Here is a 20,649-nt window from a genome sequence, read left to right on the forward strand (position 1 = left end):
AAGCGTACCGGAACAAACCCGCTGTCGATCAGCCCACGACGCCGTTGCGGTAGGCGAAGACCACGGCCTGGACCCGGGTGCGCAGGCCCAGCTTCATCAGCACCCGGGAGAGGTGGGTCTTCACCGTCGCCTCGCCCAGATAGATGCGGGCGGCGATCTCGGCGTTGGTGAGACCCTCGGCCAGCAGCCGCAGCACGTCGAGCTCGCGGGGGGTGAGCCGGTCCAGGATCTCCCGGTCGGGCGCCTCCGGCGGGCGGCCGGCGAAGGCGGCGATCACCCGCAGCGTGACCGCCGGGTCGAGCAGGCCCTGGCCGGCCGCGACCGTGCGGACGGCCTCGATGAGCTGCTCGGGCGGGGCGACCTTGAGCAGGAAGCCGCTGACGCCGGCCCGCAGCGCCGCGGCGACGTATTCGTCCTCGTCGAAGGTGGTCAGCACGATGACCTTGCTGTCCGGATGGTCGGCGCAGATGCGGGCGGCCGCGGTGAGGCCGTCGACGCGGGCCATCCGTACGTCCATCAGCACGACGTCGGGCCTCACCCGGGCGACCAGGTCGGCCGCCTGGTCACCGTCGGCGGCCTCGCCGACCACCTCGATGTCGTCCTCGCCGCTGAGCACCATGCGCAGGCCCACCCGGATCATCGCCTCGTCGTCGACGAGGGCCACCCGGATCACGCCGCCGCCCCGGTGGGAAAGGTGGCCCGCACCGCGAAGCCGCCGTCCGGTTCCGGGCCGGCGCGCAGCGTGCCGCGGAACAGCGAGACCCGTTCCCGCATGCCGACCAGCCCGTGGCCGCCGGTGGCCGGCGGCGCCGCGTTGCCCGCCCCGTTCACGACCGAGACCGACACCCGGGACGGCTCGTACCTGATCGTCACCCGGGTCGGCGCCGGTCCGGCGTGCCGCAGCACGTTGGTCAGCGCCTCCTGCAGCACCCGGTACGCCGAGGCGTCGAGCAGCCGCGGCACCTCGCCCCGGTCGCCGTCCACCTCCAGGTGCACCGGCAGGCCGGCCGCGGCGACGTCGGCGACCAGCTCGCTCGCGCGGGCCAGCGACGGCTCCGGCGCGGGCGGCCCGGCGGCGCCGGCGTCACGCAGGATGCCGACCAGGCCGCGCATCTCCTCGACCGACCGGCGGCCCAGGCGTTCGAGGCCGAGCACGACGTCGCGGTGCACCGGGTCGGTGAGCTGCCGGCGCAGCCCGCCGAGCTGGAGGGTCATGACGCTCACCGAGTGGGCGACGGCGTCGTGCACCTCGCGGGCGATCCGGGTGCGCTCGGAGACGACGGCCGCGTGCTCGCTGCGCTCACGCTCGGCGTCGAGGGCGGCGGCGAGGCGGGTGAGCTCGGCCGCGCGCTCGGCGTTGGTACGGCTCAGCCGGCCCAGCAGCCAGCCCGGCAGCAGGATGGCGGGCTGGAAGATCGCCTCCCAGACCGTCTGCCCGGCCAGCAGCGAGGTGACGACGCCGGCCGCGATGGCGACGCCGAGCGCGAGCAGGGCGCGGCGCGCCGGCAGCCGCCAGGCCGACCAGGCGACCACGCCGATCAGCCCGATCAGGCCGGCGCCGCCGATGTCCGGGGCGCCCACCAGCAGGCCGAGCGGGAAACAGGCGACCGCGGCGAGGGTGCCGGCCAGCGGCAGCCAGGTGGCCAGCGCGATGCCCGTGCCGAGCAGCAGGCCGGGACCCCAGATCGCGCTCGCGTGCCGGGCGAACTCGGCGTCCAGGTGCGCCTCCGCGATCGCGAGCACACCCACCAGCGGGCCCAGGACCAGGGGAATCACGCGCGCGGATCGCTTCATGCCGGGAATCGTAAGGTGGGCGCGGCGGCCGGCGAGTCCGCCTTTCGACGGACCCGGTCGGTGCGTCTCGGCGGACGCCGGCGGGTGGGTCCGGTCGGCAGGGTTGCGGCCATGGACATCACGACCACCGCCGCTCCGGCGAAGACCTTCGTCCCGACCACCACCATCCTCTACCGCATCGCGGGCGGCCTGCTCATCGCCGGGCCGATCCTCACCTTCGCCGGCATGCTCACCGCGCCGGAGCAAACGGCGGACACCACCGAGGCGTACGTCGAATCCCTCGCCCGCGACAGCGACCTGACCCAGATCTCGGCGCTGTTCCTGCACTACTCGAACATGACGATGGCGCTCGGCCTGATCGTCGCGCCGCTGCTGGTCCGCGGTGTCCGCGGCCGCCTGCTGACCCTGGCCGGCATGCTCGCCGCCGTCCTGACCATGCTGAACATCTCCGGCGCCGTGAAGGACGACTGGTGGCGCATGGTGATCGGCCAGACCGTCCCGCTCGACGTGGCCGTCCGCATCTCCGACACCGTCGACGCCCAGACCCTGCTCTCCCCGTGGCGTGACACCGGCATGATCGGCTTCCTGGGCCTGCTGCTGCTCTACATCGGCCTGGCCCGCTCGGGCGTGCTCGGCTGGTGGGCGCCCGCGGTGTACGGGGTCGCGCTGGTCGGCATGTTCACCGTCCCGGTCAGCCTCACCGTGGCCTACGGCCTGGTCTTCACGGCGCTGTTCGCTCCGCTCGCGGTCCTCGGCCTGCGCGCCGTCAACCGCACTCGCCGGCCGGCCGGCGCCTGATGCCCGCCCGAGACGCCGCGCCCATCACCGGGCGCGGCGTCCGGCAGGGGGACACATGATCGCGGTTTGTGCCAACTTCTGACTCTCCGTGATCGAACATCGACCGCTGCCCCTGGCCGCCCGTAAAGTCTTGCGGGTTTTCGTCAGTTCTCGAACCGGAGCACGCGGAGGGGCGACGTGGCAGCAGGGCCGTGGGGGCGGCGGTCACGCGGCGGATCGACCGGCACGATGGTGGCGGTCCTGCTCACCGTCGCGCTGGGGGCGGCGACCAACATCGGCACCGGCCTGCTGCCCGGATGGCGCTGGGTGCAGGACCCGGTGGTGATCTGGTCGGTCGTCGGCACGGTCACCGTGCTCCTGATGGTGCTGGCGGCGCTGCAGCACCGCCGCGCGGGCGCTTCCGCCGGCGCCACCCCGATGGCTCGGGCGGTTCCCGCGTCCCGCCGGGCCGGCATGTGGTCGCTGCGGCCGCCGGAGCTCTCCGGGGCCGGCATCCTCGGCCGGGACCGCTTGGTGACCGAGCTGGCCGGTCGGCGCGGGCCGCGCGTCCACGTCCTGCACGGCATGGGCGGCGCCGGGAAGACCACCGTGGCTCAGCTGGTCGCGCGGCGCCTCGGGCGCGCCGGGGTCCGGGTCTGGTGGGTGTCGGCCGCCGGCACCGCGCAGTTGCATGCCGGCATGCGCCAGCTGGCGGCCGACCTCGGCGCCTCCGACTCCGCCGTCCGGCATGCCTGGTCCGAGGCGGGCAGCGCTCCCGACCTCGTGTGGCGGCTGCTGGACGAGCTGCCCGGGCGGTGGCTGCTGGTCATCGACAACGCCGACGACCTGCGCCTGCTCGTGGCCGGGGGCGAGGCCGTGACCGCCGGGCGCGGCTGGATCCGCCCACCGGCGCGGCGGCGCGGGCTGCTGCTCGTCACCACCCGGGACGGCGACGCGGCCACCTGGCCCGCCGGCTCCCGACCCGGCAGCTGGTACCGATTGCACCCGGTGGGGATGCTGACCCCGGCCGAGGGCGCGTCGGTGCTGCTCGACCACGCGAGCGACGCCGGCGACACGGCCGAGGCGGCCGCTCTTGCCGACCGCCTCGGCGGCCTGCCGCTGGCTCTCGCCATCGCCGGCCAGACCATCAGCCAGGCGCGGCGCACCGGCATCGCCGGCGCCCCGGCGACGTTCGCCGCCTACCGTGCGGCGCTCGACGGGCATCGGAGCGTGGCGGCGCTCGACCGCACCTGGGAGCTGTCGCTCGACCTGCTCGACAGTCGCGGCCTGCCCGAGGCGCGCACGGTGCTGCGGCTGCTCGCCCTCCTCGCCGACGTGCCGATACCCACCGCCCTGATCGACCCGGCCGTGCTCGCCGGCTCGCGGCTGCTGGCCGGGGCCGACGCCACCCGGCTGGCCCTGCTCGTGCAGGCACTCGACGGCGTCGGCCTGCTCACCGTCGAATCGGGCGCGATCCGGATCCATCCGCTGATCCGGGACGCGGAACGCCACCACCTGCGCGACTCCGGGCAGGTGCCGGCCCATCTCGCGCTCGCGGCCCGCCTGCTGGACCACGCCGCCGGCGGCGACCCGTCGGACCCCGCGAACCGGCGCGCCTGGCAGTCGCTCACCCCGCACGTCGTGCAGTTGCTGGCCGCGGCCGGCGACGCCGACGACGACAGCTGCGGGCTGATCGCCGGGCTGGCCCGGCGGACGGCCACCTACCTGGGCACAGCGGGCCTGCACAAGGCGGCACGCACCGTGCTCACCGCCCTGCTGCCGGTGGCCGAACGGGCTCGGTCGAGTTGCCTGGAGGAGCGATGCGACCTGGCCCGCTGGACCGGAGAGGCGGGCGACCCGGCGGCGGCGCGCGACCTGAGCGCCGCCATCCTGCCGGACGCCGAGGCGTCCTGCGGCCCGGAATCGCCGGTCACCCTGAGCATCCGCAGCAACCTCGCCCGCTGGACCGGGGACGCCGGCGATCCGGCAACCGCTCGCGACCTGTTCGCGGCGTTGCTGCCTGTGCTCGAGCGGATACGCGGGTCCGAGCATCCGGACACTCTGGAGGGACATTTCGAGTACGCCTACTGGGTGGGCGAGGCCGGCGATCCCGTCCGGGCCGCCGCGCTGTGCGCCGGCCTCGTGGCGTTGCGGGAGCGCATCGACGGGCCGCGGCACCCGAACACGCTGATCGTCAAGCACCAGCTCTCCCGCTGGGGCGACGCGACCGGCGACTGGGCCGGGTCCCGTGACATCTGCGCGGAGCTGTTGCCGATCGCGATCGAGGTCCAGGGTGCCGAACACCCGGACACCGTGAACATCCGGCACGACCTCGCCTATTGGACGGGCATAGCCGGTGACCCGGTGACCGCGCGCGACCTGTTCGCCGAGCTGCTGCCCGTACGCGTACGTGTCCAGGGCGCCGAGCACCCCGACAGCCTCAATACCCGGCACAACCTCGCCCGGTGGACCGGCGAGGCGGGCGATCCGGCGACCGCGCGCGACCTGTTCGCCGCCCTGCTGCCGATCCGCGTACGCGTCCACGGCGCGACCCATCCCGACACTCTCACCCTCCGCAAGGAGCTCGCCCGGTGGACGGGCGCGGCGGGCGACCCGGCACTGGCCCGCGACCTGCTCGCCGAGCTGCTACCCGTCTGCCAGCGCACCCAGGGCGCCGATCACCCGGACACCCTCGGCATCCGGTACGACCTCGCCGGGTGGACCGGCCGGGCCGGCGATCCCGAGGCGGCCCGCGATCAGTTCGCCGCGCTGCTGCCGGCCTTCGAGCGCGTCCGCGGGAGCGACCATCCGATGACCCGGGAGACGCGCGACGACCTCGACGCCTGGACGCGTACCTCGCTTGCGGATCGCTGACCGTCAGCGGGCGCCGAGCGCCGCGCGGGCCGCCTCGGCCAGGCGGTCGACGTCGTCGGGCGTGGTGTCGAACGAGGTCATCCAGCGCGCCTCGCCCGCCGCCCCGTCCCAGTCGTAGAAGAAGAACTTCTCGTGCAGTTCGGCCAGCGCCGCCGCCGGGAGCGTGACGAAGACGGCGTTGGCCTCGACCGGATGGCTCACCCGCAGGCCGGGCAAATCCCGTACCCGCTCGTGCAGCAGCGCGGCCAACGCGTTGGCGTGCCGGGCGCCGCGCAGCCACAGGTCGCCGGACAGCAGTGCGATCAGCTGGGCGGAGAGGAAGCGCATCTTCGAGGCCAGCTGCATCGAGCTCTTCCGCAGGCGGTCCAGGCCGCGGTTCAGCGCCGGGTCGAGCACCACCACCGCCTCGCCCAGCAGCAGACCGTTCTTCGTGCCGCCGAAGGAGACCAGGTCGACGCCCACGTCGGTGGTGAACGCCCGCAACGGCAGCCCGAGATGGGCGGCCGCGTTGGCCAGGCGGGCGCCGTCGAGGTGGACGCGCATGTCGCGGGCGTGGGCGAAGTCGGCGATCGCCCGGATCTCCTCCGGGCGGTAGACCGTGCCCAGCTCGGTCGCCTGGGTCAGCGACACCACCTGCGGCTGGGCCCGGTGCTCGTCGTCGAAGCCGCGGGCCTCGCGGGCGATGCCCTCGACCGTCAGCTTGCCGTGCACGGCCGGGACCGGCAGCAGCTTGAGGCCGGCCGTCTTCTCCGGGGCCCCACCCTCGTCCACGTGGGCGTGCGCCGACTCCGCGCAGACGACCGCGCCCCAGCGGTCGCAGGCGGCCTGCAGGGCCACCACGTTGGCGCCGGTGCCGTTGAAGACCGGGTACGCCGTGGCCCGGTCGCCGAAGTGCGAGCGGAAGACCTCCTGCAGCCGGGCCGTGTAGGCGTCGGCGCCGTACCCGGCCTGATGGCCGCCGTTGGCGTCGGCGAGCGCGGCGAGCACCTCGGGATGAATGCCGGAGTTGTTGTCGCTGCCGAACCCCCGGGCGCCGGCGTCATGCGTGATCATGCCGCCAGTGTCCCTCGGGGCCGCGCCGCCCTCACCTCTTCCGCCAGGCCGCTCGTCAGACGAGGCCGCTGATCGCCGCCACCTCGGCCGGGCTGAGCCGGACGCTCCCCGCCGCCACGTTCTCCTCCAGGTGGCCGACCGAGCCGGTGCCCGGGATCGGCAGGATCGACGGCGAGCGCGCGAGCAGCCAGGCCAGCACGATCTGGTGCGGCGTCACGCCGTGCGTCCCGGCCGCCTGCCGCACCGCGGCGTTCTCCTCCAGGCCCTGGATCGGCGCCCACGGCAGGAACGCCAGGCCCTCCTGCTCGCACAGGTCGACCAGCGACTCGGACCGGCGGTCGTCGACGTTGTACCGGTTCTGCACCGAGACGATCGGCGTCAGCCGCTGGGCCGCGCGCAGCTGCTCCTCGGTGACGTTGGAGACGCCGATGTGCCGGATCTTGCCCTGGTCCTTGAGCTCGACCAGCGCGCCGATCGAGTCCTCCAGCGGCACGTTCGGGTCGGGCCGATGGAACTGGTAGAGCGGGATCTGCTCCAGCCGCAGCCGGCGCAGGCTGCCCTCGAGCGCCTCGCGCAGGTGCTCGGGCCGGCCGTCCGGCACCCACTGTCCCGGCCCCGGCCGGACCAGCCCGCCCTTGGTGGCGATGACCAGATCTTCCGGGTACGGGTGCAGGGCCTCGGCGATCAGGATCTCACTGACCTCCGGCCCGTACGAGTCGGCGGTGTCGATGAAGTTGACCCCGAGCTCGACCGTGCGCCGCAGCACCGCCTTGGCCTCGTCCCGGCTCTTCGGCTCGCCCCAGATGCCGTCCCCGGTGATGCGCATCGCCCCGAACCCGAGGCGGTTGACGGTGAGATCGCCACCGAGATCGATCGTTGAAGTGCTCACGTATCGGCTCCCCTCTCTGCCTTCGCCTCGAACCTACGCCCGGCCGCCCTGCGCCTCGATCGCCACCGGCTGCCATTCGCGCCACTCGGCGAGCCGGGACTCGTAGTCGGCGGTGGCGATGCCGAGCGGCGCCTCACCGAAGAACACGCGCAGCGGCGGCTTCTCGGCATCCACGATCTTCAGGATGGCGCTCCGGGTGGCCACCGGGTCGCCCGGGTTGGCGACCCGCTTGCCGCGCGCCTCGGCCGCGATCTCACGGACCTTCTCGTACGCCTCGAGCTTCGTCGCGTGCTTGGCCGAGGAGCCGCCCCAGTCCGTGCTGAAGCCGCCGGGCTCGACCAGGGTGACGTGGATGCCCCAGAGGGCGACCTCCTGCGCCAGGGCCTGGCTGAAGCCCTCCAGCGCCCACTTCGAGGCGTTGTAGATGCCGATGTTCGCGAAGGCGGAGACGCCGCCGATCGAGGACACCTGGATGATGTTGCCGCCGCCCGCCTCCCGCAGGTAGGGCAGCGCGCCCTGGGTGACCCACAGCGCCCCGAACAGGTTGGTCTCGAACTGCGCGCGGGCCTCGGCCTCGCTGATCTCCTCGATCATGCCGAACTGACCGTAGCCGGCGTTGTTGACGATCACGTCGAGCCGCCCGAACCGCTCGTGCGCCGCCTTCAGCGCGTCCAGCACGGCCTCCCGGTCGGTGACGTCGAGGGCCAGCGTCAGCACGCTGTCGCCGTACCTGGCGGCGAGGTCGTCGAGCGAGGAGACGTCGCGCGCGGTCGCGGCGACGCGGTCGCCCCGATCGAGCGCGGCTTCGGCCCATTCCCGGCCGAAGCCGCGGGAGGTGCCGGTGATGAACCAGGTCCTGGCCATCGGTACGTCCTTTCTCCGGTAGTCACCCTCAGTCTTATCCCCGGAGATGCCCCGGGATGCAGGCGAGGAACGGAGAGGGACGTCACGCCGGGCGGCCGGGCGGTGCCGCCGTGGGTGCCGGGCGGGCCCCGCCTACCGCGGCGCGGTGGCCGGAGGCGTCGCCGGCGGTGCCGCCGGCGCCGGGGAGAACGGCGAGTTCATGGCGACCAGCCAGCCCAGGACGAGACCGATGAAGGCGCAGACAATGGCAATCTTGATGACCGACGAGGCCGGCGTCATGATGATCATAATGTTCCGCCGGGCAATTCGTGATCGTGTCCGCGATTGACGATGGTGGTAGCTTCGGACATGGTGACCCTCCGGTGGCATGACGATTGCAGGAAGGGTGCCGTGCTGGGCCGGTGTTGCCGCACCGGCCCGGCGAGAAATGATGTTCCGACGAACCCGGTCGAGTCGATCTCCCACCCCCTTTGTGATCTCTTTTCCCGTGACCCTGTGTAAGGAAATGGTGCAACGCCGTCTTGGCAATTGCCAAGAGGTCCTTGCCAAGATACATTTGCGGACAACAATTGCCATGTGGCAGTCTGCGTGATAGCCGATGGCTGGGTAATCGCATCCGGGGAGGCGTCAGGTGCCCGGAGATCCGGGACCGCTGGTCCGCCGGCGGCAGCTCGGGCTCGCCCTGCGCGGCTACCGCGTCCAGGCCGGCCTGAGCGTCACCCAGGCCGCCCAGCGCCTGATGGTGGCGCCCTCCCAGATAAGCCGCATCGAGACCGGCCAGCGCCGCGCCACGCTGCGTGATGTGCGCGATCTCTGCGTCGTCTACGCCGTTCCGACCGATGCGCAGGCGCTGCTGATGGAGCTCGCCGAGCTGAGCCGGCAGACCGCCTGGTGGCAGAAGTCGCACCTCGATCCGGCCGTCGAGGTGCTCATCGGAATGGAGGGCGCGGCGCGCTCGATAAGTGAGTACGAACCATTGCTGATCCCCGGTCTGCTGCAAACTCCGGATTATATCCGCGCCATTGTCGATACGTTTTACGGCGCGGGTGAGCAGGCCAGCAAACAAAAGGTGATAGACGCGCGGCTGACGCGGCAGCACGCGTTCGAGAGCGAGCGTCACCCGGAGCTCAGAATAGTGCTCGACGAGGCCGCGGTGAGGCGCACGGTCGGCGGCCGGACGGTCATGCAGAAACAGCTTCTGCACATGGCCGACCAGATCGAGAGGATCTCGGCGGAATTGCGGATAATTCCGTTCTCGGCGGGCATGCATATCGGCACGCTGAACGGTTTCGTGATCCTTGACTTCGACAACCCGGCGCTCGGGCTGCCGGCCGCCGAGGTGCCCGCCGTGGTCTACGTAGAGACGTTGAGCGGTAATGAGTACTACGACCAGCCGGCCGACGTGGAGCGTCACCAGCGGGCCTTCGCGGCGCTCCAGGCCGCCGCCCTGCCGCCGGTCCCGTCGCTCGCCTTTCTGCGCGGCGTCACCGCGTCGCTGTAGGCCGCTTTCGATATTCACAAGTTCGAGCTACCTACTTGTGCGGCACCACCGGGTCTCGGTAGAACGGACGCCGCGTCGGAATCCGGGCGTGACCTTCGCGGGTCTCGGGCCGTTAGGTCGCGCAACGCCCTACAGTTCCGGCAAACCGCCGGGAAATGTCCGTCTTCGCGGTAGATTAACCGCGAGAGCCCCATGACCAAGTGGAGTCCAAGTGCGACCGTCTGCATCCGCGAGCGTCCGTTGGTACCAGTCGAAATCCTGTGCCACGGGCAACTGCATCCGTGTCGCCGCCCACGATGGTCAGATTCTGTTCGGCAGCACCGTTCACCCCGACGGCCCCGTGATCGAGTACACGCCGGACGAATTCCGCGAGTTCCTGATCGGGGTCCGGCAGGGCGACTTCGACCACCTGCTCGCCGCCGACGCCTGAGGCCCGATCACGGCCGGCCCGCAGGCGGGCCGACCGTCGACCGAGCGATCCTCCGGGCAGCCGCCCAGCGCTGGTCGGCGCCGCCGTCGCGGTGAGGGCGCCGTGTTCGTCGGGTCGCTGAGCACCTCGACCGGCCGCCACACCGAGCGGTGATGGCGCCGGCCACACCGCGCAGTGACGGCACCGCCCACACCGCGCGGTGACGGCGCCGGCCACACCGCCCGGGGAGCCGCTCAGCCCGCGCTGACTCGGCCGCCGCGGGCGAAGTCGAGCGAGCCGATCGGCGCCGGGCGTCCGGTCGGCGGGCCGAGCACCCCCATCGCGGCGACGAAGTAGCGGACCAGGCCCCGGCTGGTGCTGTCCTCCCGGGGCAGGCCGGGAGTGTCCAGCAGGCGGCGGGCGCCGGCCGGGTCGGTCGGCGCCAGGTCGGCGGCGAACAGGTCGCCCCAGGCGCGTGGCGTGCCGGTCAGCGACCGGATCCGCGGCTCGGAACCGGCGCGGTACAGCGAGCCGAACGTCAGCGGCAGCAGCTGGATGCCGAGGATCGACTCGGGCTTGGCGTCGAACCAGGTGGCGAAGTCGGCCTTCGCGTCCCAGACGATGCCGGCCGCCGAGTGGCCGTATCCGGGTGGCCGGCTCGACCCGGTGCCGAGCCAGTACATGCGCGCGGTGGCCGCCTCCATCGCGTAGTGCGTCACGCCGTACGCGACCATGGTCTTGTTCTTGCGGATCGTGCCCCAGCGGACGACGGCCTCCCACGCCGCCACCGCCTCGCTCGACGACTCCTGGTTGTTGCCGTCGGCGAAGGGCGCGAAACCGGAAGCGGCCGAGCTGCCGAGGTACGCGTTGAAGACCCGGAACGGCGGAAAGCCCGGCGCGCCGCCCGCGAAGTCGTGCACCACCGCGTCGACGACATCGCCGTAGTCGCGGGCGAACGCCGGGTCGGCGGCGCCCAGGACGGCGGCGGCCCGGACCAGATAGCCGTACTGGAAATGATGGTCGTTGTAGTCCTGAGCCCCGAACTCGGCCGGCACCGCGATCAGGCCGCCCCAGACCCGGTCGTACCCGAAGTAGCGTGCGTCGGCCGGTCCCGCATAGGTCAGCCAGTCGACCAGCTGCGGGCGCAGCCGATCGAGCGCCTGCCGCTGCTGCGCGGTGGCACCCACCGCGGCCGCGGTCTCCGCGATCGAGGCCAGCCGGCCCAGCTCCTTGAGCCCGAAATAGCTGCCGCCCGCGCCCGGCGGATCGGCGAGGTCCCGGGTCAGCTCGTCCGCCACCGCACGCCGGTCGGCGTCCGGGATCGAGACCTCCGGTACGCCGGTGAGCAGCCCCGGCATCGGCACGGTGACCCGCACGGCGGTCCCGGTGGTCACGGCGAGCGGGCCGCGGGCGTCCGGATAGGACCCGGCCATCGGCTGTTCCACATGCTGGTGCGGCAGGACCGCCCAGACGCCGGGCCGGGCCCGGTGCGTGGTCAGCGTCTGGGTCACCGTCCCGGACTTCGGGTCGTAGGCCATCGCCGCCTCGGTGCCGGTGACCGGGTCGCCGTCCGCACCGGCCGTCGCCCGTTCCCACGCCGCCGGGTCCACGCCGTCCGGCAGCAGCGCCACCGCGAGGCCGGATCCGGCGGCGGTGAGCCCGTCGCCGACGCGCAGGCCGGAGCCGAGGACGTCCCATTGCTGCCCGCCGGTGGACAGCCGGGCGCGTCCGCCGACGCTGCGGAACGCGCCCGACAGCGCCGGGGTGGCGTCCCGGAAGCGCAGCCACAGCACCGGGCTGCCCTGCACGATCGTCGCCTCCACGCTGCCCCCGCCGGCCAGGCCGACCCGCAGGACGACGTGGAAGGCCCCGTACCCGGCGACGCTCACCGGGCCGGTCGCGCCCGGCACGGTCAGCGCCGGGCGGAAGGCCGTCGTGATCGCGTTCGGGGCCGCCGTCACCGGGCCGCCGCCGCCGATCCGGAGCCCGTCGGCGGCCGCTTGCACGGTCAGCGGATGGGCCCAGAGCGGCTGGGTGCGCGGCCCGGTCAGCGCCGAGCTCCACCATTGGTTGGTCGGCAGCGCCTGCCCGGCCGATCCGGGCGCCTGCACCGGCCGCGCGGTCGGCGTGGCCGCGGCCGGCAGCGTCCCGGCGATGCTGCCCCGGCCGCGGACGGCCGGGACGCCGACGGGCGCGTCGCCGGTCGCCTCGGTGGTCGTTCCCGGCCCGGTCGCTCCCGGCCCGGTCGCTCCCGGCCCGGCGGCTCCCGGCGGCGCCGCCCCCGGTGCGGACGTCGTGCAGGCGGCCAGCAGCGTGGTCGCGGCGGCGGCCAGGACCGTACGGCGGCGGATCATGCGCTGTTCACCGCCGGCGTCCCGCCCGGCGCCGTCGTGGTGTCGACGGTCACCGCGAACGACAGGCCCGGCACCAGCGTGCGGACGGTGGCCAGCGCCGCCTTCTCCGGCCGCAGCACCACGGTGAGCCGGCCGTCGGCTCCGGTCGCGCCGTCCACCTCGGGCTTGACCGCCGCGAGCGTGGCCGTGACCGGGCCGGACAGCCCCGGCCCGCGCACCGTCGCGCGCATGCCGAGCCGCAGCTTCCGGAGCGTCTCGAGCGGCACCGGCACGGTGAAGACGAGCTTGGCCGGGTCGTACAGGACGGCGACCGGCTCACCGGCCCGGGCCACGGCGCCCGGCCCCAGGATGCTGGTCACCACGCCGGCGCCGGGCGCGCGGATCTCCTGGACCGGTGCGGCCTTGCCGCCGTTCGCGGTCAGTCGCACCCGGGCCAGCAGCTGGCCCGCGGTGACGCTGTCCCGCTCGGCGACCAGGGCCTGCGCGATCACGCCGGCGTCGGCCGAGCCGACCATCACCGGGTCGGCGGACAGGACGGCGGTGCCGGCGTCGACCATCGACCGCTCGGCGACACGCTCGCGCACGACGTATCCGCCCCCGGCCACCGCGGCGGCGATCAGGAGGAGAACCACGACGGTGGTACGGGCGATCCGTGCCGCCCGGCGCAGGCGCTCGCCTTTCGGCGGTTCCGGTGGTGTCTCCACGTGGGGGGTCAGGGTTGAGGTGCTCATGTCGTCCTCGCTCGGGGTCGGCCGCTGTGGACAGCGGCGAAAAGATGTCGTAGGCGGGCCGTAGAGTCGCCCCACCCAGTAACCGGGTGGGGGAGGTCAGGGGGCTGGGGCATGATCACGGGGCTGGAACACGATCAGAGGGGCTGACGGCACGATCAGAGGGGCTGACGGCACGATCAGAAGGGACGGCACGATCAGAAGGGCTGACGGCGCGAAAGGCCGACCTCAAACGGCCACCGGGTCGGGCTGCCCCGCGGGCGCCGCCGCCAGCGCCCTCGGCTGGACCGCCGGCGTGGCGGCCGGGCGCCGCCGGCGGATCCGGCCGCCGGTGACCGACTCGAGGATCATCCGGCCGGTGATCAGCACGATCATCGACGCCCAGCCGACCGACAACCACGTCGGCGCCGGGTCGTCCATCACCGCGAGGCCGGCCACGATCGCCGTGACGTTGAGGATCAGCAGGGCGACCAGCGGCATCACCGCCCACAGCGAGCGGGCCGCGCCGCCGGCGTTGGTGGCCTTCCAGCGGGCCCGGCGGCCGAGCAGCACGGCGCCCAGCGCACGCAGGTGGACCGGGGTGGCGCCGATGCTGGCGACGATCGCGGAGAGCCGGAAGCCACCCGACTGGAGCCAGGTCACCAGCAGCACCGCGGCCTGGAACGGCAGGTAGTGGGTGGCCCAGGCGAACCCGTCGGCCCGGATCGGGCTGAGACCGGCCAGCAGGTAGAGGGCCGGGAACAGCATGAAGGTGAGCATCGCCAGCGACAGGAGGTAGTGCGTGCCGCAGAACAGGTACTGCAGGCGCTGGTCGATGGTGAGCCCGCTGCGGCGCCGGAACAGGCGGCCGCGCAGCAGGATCTCGAAGCCGCCGCTCGCCCACCGCAGCTGCTGCTTGAGGTACGACGGCACGTCCTCGGGGGCGAGGCCGCGCGCCAGCACCTGCGGCGTGTAGATCGACTTCCAGCCGCGCTTGTGCAGCTCGATCGAGGTCCAGATGTCCTCGGAGTTGCTGTCGGTCCAGATGCCGCCGATCTCGTCGAGCGCGGCCCGGCGGAACATCACGTTGGTGCCCACGCAGAACGCGGCGTTGAAGTGGTTCTTGCCCGGGCAGACCAGCTCGTAGAAGATGCGCTGGGCCTCGGCCGAGCCGGTCGCCACCAGGTTCACGTCGTTCACGTACGACTGCGGCGACTGCACGAACGCCACGTCGGGGTCCTGGAAGTGCGGCAGCACGGTGATCAGGAAGGAGCGGTCGGGCACGTGGTCGGCGTCGAGGACGACCACGAACTCGCCGTCGGTGCGGGCCAGGCCGGCGTTGACGTTGCCGGCCTTGGCGTGCCGCCCGTCCGGCCGACGGAGGTAGCCGACGTTCTCGGCCTCGGCCACGGCCTGCAACTCGTCGCTGTCGCCGTCGTCGAGCAGGGTCGTCCGGTGGGGCAGGTCCATGTCGCGGGCCGCGATCAGGGTGCGGCGGACGAGCGCCGGCTCCTCCCCGTACGCGGTGATGAAGACGTCGATGGACGGGGCCTCGGCGCCCGCGCGCAGCCGGTTGCGCCAGACCGTGGCGTCGACCGCCTCCGGGCGGTCGTCGTGCGCGAGGATGGTCCACCACGTGCCGATCAGGTGCAGCGCGGTGAGTCCCTCGGCGGCCAGCATGGCGACCCACAACCACGTCGGCCCGCGGTACGCGGGGTTCAGCAGGAACAGCTGGTAGAACAGCGTTGCGGTGAGTGCGCCGATGATCGCGACGCGGGTGGAGCGTTGCAGTGGGCGCCAGGCCAGGCGGGCGCCGGGCCGGTTCGCAGGTGCCGGCGGTGTCGTCATGGGTCTGCTCCGATTGCCTCTTATGAATATTCGGGGGCAACCCCAGAGAAGCGGATCCGGACCGGATCCGCGAGACCCCGGAAACACATTTCTCTCGCGTGACACGATGCAACCTTTTCGGCCGTACGAATAGAAGGTTGCACCGCCGTTTCGAAATGCCCGCCGCCTCGCTCGACGTCCAGGTCAGGGCGTCGAGGTTTCGCGTCGTGCACCAACCGAAAGAAATCTTCGGCGCTCGATTGTGAGCAGCGTGACAGCGGGTTTGAAGATCGGATTCTCGGATCGGCAACATTACCGACACGCGCGCGATCCACCCGGGCGGGCGGGAATGGGCATCGGCTCCGATCTATTCGCCGAGGCGGTCGCGGAAGAACGCGAGAGCCCGCTCGTCGTCCAGGATGCCGCCGCCCTCGTGGCCGTTGTACTCCCAGATCTGCATCGTCCGCTCGCCGCCGTAGACGTGGTAGGCGCCGTGCACCGTCGACGGCGGGCAGATCGCGTCGCGCAGGGCCGACGAGAAGTAGGCGGGCGCGGTCGCCCGGGCGGCGAAGTTGACGCCGTCGAAGTAGGACAGCGTCTCGTGCACCCGGTCGACGTCGGTCCGGTGCACGGCCAGGTAGTCGATGATCTCGCGGTACGGGAACGCGTCGGTCACCCGCAGCGCCCGCGGGAAGTCGCACAGGAAGGGCACGTACGCCGCGACGGCCGCCACGTCCGACCGCAGCCCCGCCACCGCGAGCGCCATGCCGCCGCCCTGGCTGCCGCCGGCCACCGCGATCCGGGCCGGGTCCACCATGTCCAGCTCGCGGGCGGCGTCCACGGCCCGGACCGCGTCGGTGAACAGCCGCCGGTAGTAGTACTGCTCGCGGTCGAGGATGCCGCGGGTGAGCACGCCCGGCACCTGCGGCGGGGCCGGCGCCTCGTCCGGGGTGTCGCCGAGGCTCCACGACGCGCCCTGCCCCCGGGTGTCCATCTGCAGGTGCACGAAGCCGGCCGACGCCCAGAACAGGTTCTCCAGCGCGTGGCCGCGGCCGCCGCCGTACCCGACGTACTGCACGACGGCCGGGAGCCGGCCCTCGGCGCCGGCGGGCAGACGGAGCCAGGCCCGGACGTCCTGCCCCGCATGGCCGCGGAAGCTCACGTCGTACGTGCGAATGGTCTTGAGGCCCGTCGTGACCTTACGCAGCCGCACCTCGATCTCGTGCTCCTTGGCCGCGGAGAGGGTCGAGGACCAGAAGTCGTCGAAATCGGCGGGGGCGGTCTGCGTGCTGCGGTACGCGGCGAGCTGCTCGGGGGAGAGGTCGGTCAGCACAGTCGTGGTCCTTTGTTCGGCGTCATCCGTCAACCCGGGTCCATGATCCTCCACCGCGCGCCCCCAACAGCTGCAGTCCCAGCGGCGTCAGCGTGTGATGAACCGCCTTCCCGGTGCGTCGCGTCGCGGCCAGCCCGGCCTCGCGCAACGCCGTGACGTGCGCGGACGCCGTCGCCGGGCTGATCTCGAGACGGCGTGCCAGCTGGGTGGTGCCGCAGCCGGTGGTGAGCGCGCGCAGCACCTCGGCCCGGGTCGCGCCGACGAGAGCGGCCAGCGGATCGTCGCGCGGCCTCGGGGGCGACGCCGGCGCCGGATGGATCGGGTAGCTGACGGTCGGCCGCCGGTAGCCGGCCACGCTCACACCCGGCCGCGGCCAGAACACCGACGGCACCAGCCGCAGCCCACGGCCGTTCAGCAGCACGTCGCCGTCGGCCGGCGAGCTCACCGCGAGCACCGGCGGCTCCCAGCTGATGCCGGGCCCGAGCGTCGCGAGCGCCGCGTCGAGACCCGCGGTGAAGATCAAATGCGCGCGGTGGGCCAGCTCGGCGCGCAGGAGGGCGCCGATCGTCGGCAGGGCCGGGGCGATACAGGCTTGCTGGTACGCGAGGAGAGCGTCACCGAACGGCAGCAGCTCCCGGTTCCTCCCCGCCGTGCGCACCCGGGCGACCACCCGGTCGGTGGGCAGCGCGCTGAGCTCCTCCGGCGTGAACAGGTCGGGGACGTAACCGTCGGCGGGCACCGCCTCCAGCAACGGGCCGTGCGCCTTCCGGCGCATCGTCTGGGCCCAGCGGTCGAGGAACGGGCCGCGACCGGGCTGCCGCACCGCCTGGAGGCTGCCGATCGTCTCGGAGTGCCAGGCCAGGTCGAACACGACCCGCCCACGGTCCTCGGGCTCGAAGTGCAGGCGCAGCATGGTTTCGACCCTGCCCGAAAGGATCGCGCCCGTCGATAGGTGGCCGCGATCCTGACCGCCATGACTGCCTTGCCCGCCTTGAGCGCGCTGCTCCTGATAGCTCCGGCCCCCGCACCCGCCCCGGATACCGCGGTGGAGACGGCGATCCGGCCGGTCGCCTACCACGTGAACCTGTCGAGCGACGCGACCGGCGCCCGGTGGGACGGCCGGGAGACGATCGTGCTGCGCAACCCCGGTCCGGCCCCGATCGACGCGGTCTGGCTGCGGCTGTGGGGAAACGGCGTCGACGGGTGCGCCGCGACACCGGACGTGACGGTCGGATCCTTCACGGGCGGCACGCCGGGGGAGCCGGCGGTCGGCTGCACTGCCGTGCGCGTACGGCTCAACAGGCCGCTGCCGCCGCGCCGGACCACCGACCTGTCCTTCGCCCTGACCATCCGCGTGCCGGAGCGGGCGGATCGCTTCGGGCGGGTCGGTGACTACGCGTTCCTCGGCAACGCCTTGCCGGTGCCGGCGATCGGTGACGACCTGCCGCCGTACGTCTCGGGTGGTGAGAGCTTCCAATCGCTCACCTCGACGTTCCTCGTCTCGCTCGACCACCCGGCGGGAATCTCCGTCCCGGCGACCGGGACCGTGGTCGGCGAGGCCCGGCACGGCGGGCGCGTGACCACCCGGATCGCGGCGCCGCTCGTGCGCGACTTCGCCTGGGCGGCCGGGCCGTTCGGCAGCGTGAGCGGGCGTACGTCGACCGGGGTCCGCCTGCACACCTGGTACACCGGCGAGGTCACGGCGGATACCGCGCGCTCGGTGCAGGCCGACGTCGCCCGGACGCTGGAGTACGGCGCGGCCACCTACGGCGCGTACCCGTACCCGGAGATGGACGCCGTGATCGGCGGGTTCGAGGGCTTCCAGGGCATGGAGTACCCGAACTTCGTGCTGACCGAGCCGTCGTCGCTGCCGGCCGTGCACGAGACCGCGCATCAATGGTGGTACGCGCTGGTCGGCAACGACGAGTACCGGCATCCGTGGCTCGACGAGTCGCTCGCCCAGTACACGACGGACAAGCTGCTCGGGACGCCCGGCTACTGCGCGCAGGCCCCGTTCTGGTTCGACGACGGCATGCGGATCGACGCCGGCATGGACTACTACGACACCCACCACGACTTCTACGCCCCCGGCATCTACGGCGACGGCGCCTGCATGTTCCTGGAACTGGAGTCGCTGATCGGCGCCGACCGGGTGCGGACCGCGCTGCGCGACTACCTGGCCCGGAACCGCTTCGGCATCGCCCAGCCCTCGACCCTGCGGGACGCGTTCCAGGCGGTCACGACCATCGACCTGACCCCGTTCTGGGCGAAGTGGCGCAACGTCAGATAGCGGTGGCCGCCGGCGCGGAGGCCGGGGCGGCCCGTCGCCGGGCGCGCGGCACCGGGGTGTCCTGCGCCTCCCCGACGGCCTCCCCGCCGGTCCCCGCCCTGGGGCCGGCGCCGTCGTACCAGCGCCGGTACGCGGCGACCAGCGGCAACGCGGTCAGCCCGTGCAGCAGGACGCTGAGCGCCACGGTCACCACGACGGTGGCGAGGATCGTCTCTTCGTCCGGGATGCCGTGCTCGAGCGCGATCAGCCCGAAGACCACCGAGGCCAGGCCGCGCGGGCCGAACCAGCCGGCGAAGGCGACCGTCGGCCATCGGGCCCCGGACCGGGTGAACGCCACCGCCACCGGGACCATCCGGACGACCGTGAGGCTGAGCAGCGCGTACGCGAGCACCCGCCACCCGATCTCGGGCCACACCGTGCGGACGGCGACCGCGCCGAAGCCGATCCAGGTGACCGCGGCCAGCAGGTTCCCCGTCTCCTCGGTGAACGCGGTGGCCCGCAGGCCGTGCTCGCGGGACACGTGCCCGAAAGCCATGCCGCCGACGAACGCGGCGATGAACCCGCTGCCGCCGAGCGTGGCCGCCGCCGCGTACCCGGTCAGCGCCGCCGCGATGGTGAACAGTTGCACCCACTGGCCGTGCAGCCAGCCCGCTCGTTCCGAGCGGCGGAAGACCAGGCCGGCCAGGACGCCGGTGCCGATGCCGGCGACCAGTCCCCAGCCGATCTGCTCGGCCGCGTTGTGGAACACCGCCGACGGCACCGCGCTGTCCAGGGTGGCCAGCGAGATGTCGAGGGCGACCAGGAAGAACGGGACCGCCAGGCCGTCGTTGAGCCCGCTCTCCACGTCCAGCGCCTGCCGTACGCGAGCGGGCACCGCCGGGTCCTCGACGACCCGCTGACCGAGCGCGGCATCGGTCGAGCACAGCATCGTCGACAGCAGGAAGGCGCCGGCGAGGCCCAGGCCCGGGAAGAGCAGCAGGCCGGCGCCGATCCCGAGCAGCATGGTCAGTGGGAGCCCGATCAGCAGCAGCCGGCTCGGCCAGGCCAGGTGGTCGCGCAGCGCCCGCAGGTCGAGCCGGGCCGAGTCGCTGAACAGCAGGAGCACCAGGGCGACCTCGGTGACCCGCTGGGCCACCTCGCTCGCCGCCCCGACGTCGAACCAGCCGGCGCCGCCGACCGCCAGCCCGGCGGACACGAACACGATCGCCGACGTGACGCCCAGCCGGTCGAGCCGGGCCGAGGTCGCGGCATAGGCGATCAGGATGACCCCGGCGGTCAGCAGCGTGCCCACTCCGCCGATCGTCCTGGCTCGCCGGCCCGGCCGCATCACCCCGCGCGAATGAAATGGTCATTGTTACCTCGCGCATAGTCGTGGACAGCGGTGGCGGCATTTCCTACGGTGATTTCATGACCGCGACCGACGCCCGTTCCGCGCCGCGTAGGCGAATAAAGCGTCGCGTGCTAACGGTTTTCCTGGTGTTTTTTGCGGCCTTTTCGGTGTTGACCGCTCACCTGTTCGTATGGCCGGACCTGCCCCCGGTGCCCGAGCGGGCCGACGCGATCGTGCAACTGGGCGGCACCGGCGAGCGCCGGGTCGTGGCCATGGATCTCTACCGGCAGGGCCGGGCGCCGGTGGTGGCGATCTCGGTGCCCGACGACGAGGCGCGCTGGGGCTGGTGCGACCGGGGATCGCTGTACGGCGTGCCGGTCGTCTGCTTCCACTCGGACCCGTTCACCACCCGGGGCGAGGCGCGCGCGGTCGCCGAACTGGCCGAGAAATACGAATGGCATTCGGTGATTCTGGTGACCACTCGCGATCAGGCGTGGCGGGCGGAACTGCGCACAAAACGGTGCTACGACGGATCACTGGCGGTCGCGATCGCGCCGTTGCCGTGGTATTTGTGGCCCAAACAGATCGCCTATCAGTGGACCGCCACGGCAAAGGCATTGACCTTCGAGAGGTCCTGCTGACGGCCC

The 20,649-nt window shown here is 72.9% G+C and carries 17 protein-coding genes and 1 pseudogene; 6 read left to right on the top strand and 12 right to left on the bottom strand.

Annotation, left to right across the window (positions count from 1 at the left end):
* Nucleotides 1–28 precede the first annotated feature (28 nt).
* Together ACQP2F_RS11555 and ACQP2F_RS11560 are read right to left on the bottom strand one after the other, a co-directional pair.
* Nucleotides 29–640, bottom strand: coding sequence for a response regulator (locus tag ACQP2F_RS11555; protein ID WP_433307455.1), 612 nt, complete (start codon nucleotides 638–640; stop codon nucleotides 29–31).
* 29 nt (nucleotides 641–669) lie between these two features.
* Nucleotides 670–1,794: a sensor histidine kinase gene (locus tag ACQP2F_RS11560; protein WP_433303275.1), complete on the bottom strand. Its 1,125-nt coding sequence runs from the start codon at nucleotides 1,792–1,794 to the stop codon at nucleotides 670–672.
* Nucleotides 1,795–1,905: 111 nt separating this feature from the next.
* On the opposite strand from ACQP2F_RS11560, the gene ACQP2F_RS11565 reads away from it, so the two are divergent.
* Nucleotides 1,906–2,592, top strand: coding sequence for a hypothetical protein (locus tag ACQP2F_RS11565; protein WP_433303277.1), 687 nt, complete (start codon nucleotides 1,906–1,908; stop codon nucleotides 2,590–2,592).
* A gap of 177 nt (nucleotides 2,593–2,769) precedes the next feature.
* A complete protein-coding gene (locus ACQP2F_RS11570) occupies nucleotides 2,770–5,445 on the top strand; it encodes a tetratricopeptide repeat protein (protein WP_433303279.1) in 2,676 nt (891 codons plus the stop codon).
* Nucleotides 5,446–5,448: 3 nt separating this feature from the next.
* Here the strand turns inward: ACQP2F_RS11570 and ACQP2F_RS11575 are convergent, their stop codons facing one another.
* The 4 genes from ACQP2F_RS11575 to ACQP2F_RS11590 form a co-directional block, all read right to left on the bottom strand.
* Nucleotides 5,449–6,498, bottom strand: coding sequence for a threonine aldolase family protein (locus ACQP2F_RS11575; RefSeq protein WP_433303281.1), 1,050 nt, complete (start codon nucleotides 6,496–6,498; stop codon nucleotides 5,449–5,451).
* A 55-nt stretch (nucleotides 6,499–6,553) separates the two neighbouring features.
* Nucleotides 6,554–7,387 (bottom strand): aldo/keto reductase, encoded by an 834-nt coding sequence (locus ACQP2F_RS11580; protein WP_433303282.1) that lies wholly within the window; start codon nucleotides 7,385–7,387, stop codon nucleotides 6,554–6,556.
* Nucleotides 7,388–7,420: 33 nt separating this feature from the next.
* Nucleotides 7,421–8,251 (bottom strand): SDR family oxidoreductase, encoded by an 831-nt coding sequence (locus tag ACQP2F_RS11585; RefSeq protein ID WP_433303284.1) that lies wholly within the window; start codon nucleotides 8,249–8,251, stop codon nucleotides 7,421–7,423.
* A 132-nt stretch (nucleotides 8,252–8,383) separates the two neighbouring features.
* On the bottom strand, nucleotides 8,384–8,530 hold the full coding sequence (locus tag ACQP2F_RS11590; protein ID WP_433303286.1) for a hypothetical protein: 147 nt from the start codon (nucleotides 8,528–8,530) through the stop codon (nucleotides 8,384–8,386).
* Nucleotides 8,531–8,882: 352 nt separating this feature from the next.
* Between ACQP2F_RS11590 and ACQP2F_RS11595 the strand changes: the two genes are divergently transcribed.
* Complete coding sequence (locus ACQP2F_RS11595; RefSeq protein ID WP_433303288.1) at nucleotides 8,883–9,752, top strand: helix-turn-helix domain-containing protein; 870 nt, start codon at nucleotides 8,883–8,885, stop codon at nucleotides 9,750–9,752.
* Nucleotides 9,753–9,963: 211 nt separating this feature from the next.
* Nucleotides 9,964–10,083, top strand: a pseudogene (locus tag ACQP2F_RS11600) (hypothetical protein); the annotation flags it as partial.
* A 332-nt stretch (nucleotides 10,084–10,415) separates the two neighbouring features.
* On the opposite strand, the gene ACQP2F_RS11605 reads toward ACQP2F_RS11600, so the two are convergent.
* From ACQP2F_RS11605 to ACQP2F_RS11625, 5 genes are all read right to left on the bottom strand, one after another.
* Nucleotides 10,416–12,515, bottom strand: coding sequence for a glycosyl hydrolase (locus tag ACQP2F_RS11605; RefSeq protein ID WP_433303290.1), 2,100 nt, complete (start codon nucleotides 12,513–12,515; stop codon nucleotides 10,416–10,418).
* The gene (locus ACQP2F_RS11610) at nucleotides 12,512–13,246 is read right to left on the bottom strand and encodes an HlyD family efflux transporter periplasmic adaptor subunit (protein WP_433303292.1); all 735 of its coding nucleotides are present in this window, start codon (nucleotides 13,244–13,246) and stop codon (nucleotides 12,512–12,514) included. Before ACQP2F_RS11610 ends, ACQP2F_RS11605 begins: the two co-directional genes overlap by 4 nt.
* Nucleotides 13,247–13,471: 225 nt before the next feature.
* Nucleotides 13,472–15,070, bottom strand: coding sequence for a glycosyltransferase family 2 protein (locus ACQP2F_RS11615; RefSeq protein WP_433303294.1), 1,599 nt, complete (start codon nucleotides 15,068–15,070; stop codon nucleotides 13,472–13,474).
* 346 nt (nucleotides 15,071–15,416) lie between these two features.
* Nucleotides 15,417–16,382: an acetylxylan esterase gene (locus ACQP2F_RS11620; protein WP_433303296.1), complete on the bottom strand. Its 966-nt coding sequence runs from the start codon at nucleotides 16,380–16,382 to the stop codon at nucleotides 15,417–15,419.
* Nucleotides 16,383–16,404: 22 nt separating this feature from the next.
* Nucleotides 16,405–17,295: a helix-turn-helix domain-containing protein gene (locus tag ACQP2F_RS11625; protein ID WP_433303298.1), complete on the bottom strand. Its 891-nt coding sequence runs from the start codon at nucleotides 17,293–17,295 to the stop codon at nucleotides 16,405–16,407.
* A gap of 60 nt (nucleotides 17,296–17,355) precedes the next feature.
* Between ACQP2F_RS11625 and ACQP2F_RS11630 the strand changes: the two genes are divergently transcribed.
* Nucleotides 17,356–18,672 (top strand): M1 family metallopeptidase, encoded by a 1,317-nt coding sequence (locus ACQP2F_RS11630; protein ID WP_433303300.1) that lies wholly within the window; start codon nucleotides 17,356–17,358, stop codon nucleotides 18,670–18,672.
* Here ACQP2F_RS11630 and ACQP2F_RS11635 read toward each other — a convergent pair.
* On the bottom strand, nucleotides 18,665–19,963 hold the full coding sequence (locus ACQP2F_RS11635) for a cation:proton antiporter (RefSeq protein WP_433303302.1): 1,299 nt from the start codon (nucleotides 19,961–19,963) through the stop codon (nucleotides 18,665–18,667). The genes ACQP2F_RS11630 and ACQP2F_RS11635 overlap by 8 nt on opposite strands.
* Before the next feature lie 116 nt (nucleotides 19,964–20,079).
* On the opposite strand from ACQP2F_RS11635, the gene ACQP2F_RS11640 reads away from it, so the two are divergent.
* Nucleotides 20,080–20,643, top strand: coding sequence for a YdcF family protein (locus ACQP2F_RS11640; RefSeq protein WP_433303304.1), 564 nt, complete (start codon nucleotides 20,080–20,082; stop codon nucleotides 20,641–20,643).
* Nucleotides 20,644–20,649: the final 6 nt, after the last annotated feature.

The organism is Actinoplanes sp. CA-030573 (assembly GCF_050951115.1).
Lineage (GTDB): Bacteria > Actinomycetota > Actinomycetes > Mycobacteriales > Micromonosporaceae > Actinoplanes.